Annotated in this window: 2 protein-coding genes; both read left to right on the forward strand. The window is 38.8% G+C overall.

Annotated elements, in window-relative coordinates; all coding sequences use genetic code 11:
• Positions 1-1,969, forward strand: a 1,969-nt coding sequence (locus K8S13_RS21160; RefSeq protein WP_291465710.1) for a DEAD/DEAH box helicase family protein, incomplete at its 5' end; no start/stop codon positions are given.
• 10 nt (positions 1,970-1,979) lie between these two features.
• Positions 1,980-2,552: DMT family transporter (locus tag K8S13_RS21165; RefSeq protein WP_291465711.1), on the forward strand; the 573-nt coding region annotated here is incomplete at its 3' end.

Genomic DNA, 2,552 nt, shown 5'->3' on the forward strand with positions numbered 1-2,552 from the left:
AACAAACGTTAATAAGCCGTGGATAAAGAAGACCCTGAGGCTACAACATCAGGATTTCCCCGAAACAGTTGAAATTGTAAAATCCGGGATGTTGTATGTCAAAAAATCGGGGCTAAGCCAAAAAGCATTGAATATTATGAAACGATTTGCGGCTTTTAAAAACCCGGTTTTTTATAAAAACCAGGCGATGAGAATGCCCACATTTAATAAGCCACGGGTTATTTCCTGTTCTGAGGAGTTTGAAGCCTATTTGGGTTTACCCCGTGGGTGTGAAGATGATCTAATCAATCTTTTGAAAGAATTTAAAATCAAATCGTATCAGGTTAATGAGACCAATCCTGGTCGTTTGATCAATATTGAATTTAAAGGTCTGCTTCGGCAGGAACAACAGGATGCAGTCGACACACTTATGGGACAGGATAACGGTGTGCTCTCAGCCACAACTGCATTCGGAAAAACAGTCGTTGGGGCACGACTGATCAGTCTTAGAAGGGTAAATACACTCATTTTAGTACACAGACAGCAGCTATTGTCTCAATGGGTGGAAAGATTATCGGAATTTCTTTTGATTAATGAAAAACTCCCCGAATTACCTAAGAAAAAAGGCAGAAAAAAGAAGCTGGATTTAATCGGCCAACTAGGGGCAGGTAAAAACAGTTTAAGCTCCATTGTGGATGTTGCCATTATGCAGTCATTAAATACGGGTGGCAACGTAAAGGACTGCATAAAAAATTATGGAATGATTATTGTTGATGAGTGCCATCATGTCCCGGCATTCAGTTTTGAGCAAATCATAAAGAATGCGACTGCCAAATACGTTTATGGATTAACGGCAACGCCCTCAAGATCGGACGGGCATCATCCGATTATCTTTTTTTATTGCGGCCCAATACGGTTTATAGTGGATGAAAAAAAGCAGGCAGAAAAAAGACCCTTTGACCACTATTTGATTCCAAGATTCACTCCTTTTAAAACCGGGTTTAATAAAAAGCAGGAAGAGTTGTCAGTTCAGGAAATTTACTCAGAAATAATTGCTGATGAAATTCGGAATCAGTTAATAATTGATGATGTGGTGGAATGCTACAAAAACGGCAGAAATTCTTTGATTCTAACCGGACGTGTAGCCCATGTAAACTCATTAAGTGAAACCTTAAAAAAAAGAATCCCTGATGTCATAAGTCTGACTGGCGGGATGGGAACCAAAAAAACAGCTGCAGTATTGGGAAAGATATCTTCTATACCTGTGGGTAAGCCATTTGTTTTGGTTGCAACAGGTAGTTTCATTGGAGAAGGGTTTGATGAACCCCGCCTTGATACCTTGTTTTTAGCTATGCCGATTTCCTGGAAAGGAACATTGCAGCAATATGCCGGCAGGCTATACCGTTTGTGCGAGGATAAAAGAAATGTGCAAATATACGACTATATTGATATCCATGTAAAAATGCTTGAAAAGATGTATGGAAAAAGACTGAAAGGGTATGCGTCTATCGGCTATAAGGCAAAAGTGAAAACTGTTTCTCCTTCACCAACAGATGTTATTTTTGATAAAAACAGTTTTTTCCCAGTTTATTTGAGTGACATTGATAATGCATTAAAACAAGTGTTGATTGTCAGTCCTTTTGTTACAAAAAAGCGTGTAATTCAAATGATGCATCATTTTAATACTATTTTAAAAAACCAGGTTAAAATTACGATCATGACAAGGCCTGTTAAAGATTTTAAAGAAAGCAGAAAAACAATATTGGAAAAAACTTTTGCAATTTTAAAGGCTGCCGGAGTTCAAGTCCTGTTCAAATCAAATATTCATCAGAAATTTGCAATTATTGATCAAAAAATAACCTGGTACGGCAGTATTAATTTATTGAGTTTTGGATACTCTGAAGAAAGCATCATGCGTCTTGCAAGCAGCAGTATTGCCTATGAATTGGTACAAAGTATTAATATTGAAGAAGCTTTGGAAAAGGTTTAAAAAAAATAAAATGATTATATATATAAAACTGTTTTTAACCGCTGCTTTCTGGGGCGGAACGTTTATAGCCGGCAAAGTCCTTGCCCAAAACGTAGGGCCGTTTTCAGCTTCTTTTCTTCGGTTTTTGACGGCATCATTCTTTCTTGTCCTGATAACCTGGAAAATTGAAGGTCGTTTCCCGGCAATACGTAAGAAACAGATCTTTCCGATGGTTCTCCTGGGACTCACAGGTGTGTTCGCATATAACGTCTTTTTTTTCAAAGGACTAAGGTTAATCGACGCTGGTCGTGCCTCCATTATTATCGCCAACAACCCGATATTCATAACCCTCCTCTCCTGGCTTATTTTCAGGGAAAGGCTTACGCTGCTTAAATTTGCAGGAGTGTTGATTTCGGTCACCGGCGCAGTGATTGTTATATCAAGAGGAGATATTAATGGCATTATAAACGGCGGTTTGGGTTTAGGAGAGTTTTTTATTTTCTGCTGCGTAGCCAGCTGGGTTTGTTATTCTTTGATTGGAAAATCCGTTATGACCGACCTTTCGCCTCTTGCTTCCGTGACATATTCCGCAATCATCGGCACT

This window comes from Desulfobacula sp. (assembly GCF_021107415.1).